1 protein-coding gene is annotated in these 863 nt (G+C 62.3%); it reads left to right on the plus strand.

What is annotated here, in order from left to right:
- Positions 1-863 (plus strand): acyl carrier protein (locus tag L696_RS28580; RefSeq protein ID WP_155985378.1); only part of this gene is annotated, 863 nt, incomplete at both ends.

Raw genomic sequence — 863 nt, forward strand, 5'->3', positions numbered from 1 at the left:
GTTGTACCGCAGTCTCCGCGCAGAGCCGCTGCAGTTCTTCGTCGCGTTCTCGTCTGTGTCGGCCACGATCCCGTCGCTCGCGGCGGGGTTGAGCGACTATGCGGTGGCCAATGCCTACATGGATTATCTGGCGGAAGCGAAGCGTCCGGAATGTCCGATCGTCAGCGTGCAATGGCCGAGCTGGAAAGAGGCGGGCATGGGCGAAGTCAAGAGCAGAGCCTACGAGCAGACAGGCCTTCTGACGATGACCAACGCCGAGGGGCTGGAGTTCCTCGATTATGTGTTGGCGAGAAAAATCGGCCCGGTCGTCATGTCCGCCGTGGTCAACCCATCGCTCTGGAATCCGCAAACGCTGATGCAGCGCAAAAAGCAGACGGCGGCGCTCCCGACATCCCCTGTGGTTCCGGCACAGCGTCCGGCGGCCCCTGCGCAGAAAGCAAGCGTGGTGGCAGGCGGCCAAGGGCAGACAGCGGAGGCTTGGGTTCGGTCGATTTTTGCAAAAGAGTTGAAAATGGACCCGGCCAAGATCGAGGTCGATGCGCAGATTGCAGACTACGGGGTCGATTCCATTTTGCAAGTGCAATTGCTGCGTCAGATCGCGCAGGCGTTGCAAGTGAAGCTCGACCCGTCTCTCCTGCTGGAGTTCCCGACGATCGAATCGCTGGCGAAGCATTTGGAGGCTCTGCATGGGTCAGCCCTCGCCAACGCGACGGGGGCCACGCAGGTTCAGCAAGAAGAGCCGGCGGCACCTTCTTATCGTGCGCCGAGTCGTCCTGCCAAGCCGCGTGTCGCGAAGCAAGGACAAGCAGCCGTGCGCAAAGCGGCTCCGGCCTCTGGGGCCGCTGATCTGGCCGTCGTCGGCC

The organism is Paenibacillus maysiensis (assembly GCF_000520815.1).
GTDB classification, from domain to species: domain Bacteria; phylum Bacillota; class Bacilli; order Paenibacillales; family Paenibacillaceae; genus Paenibacillus; species Paenibacillus maysiensis.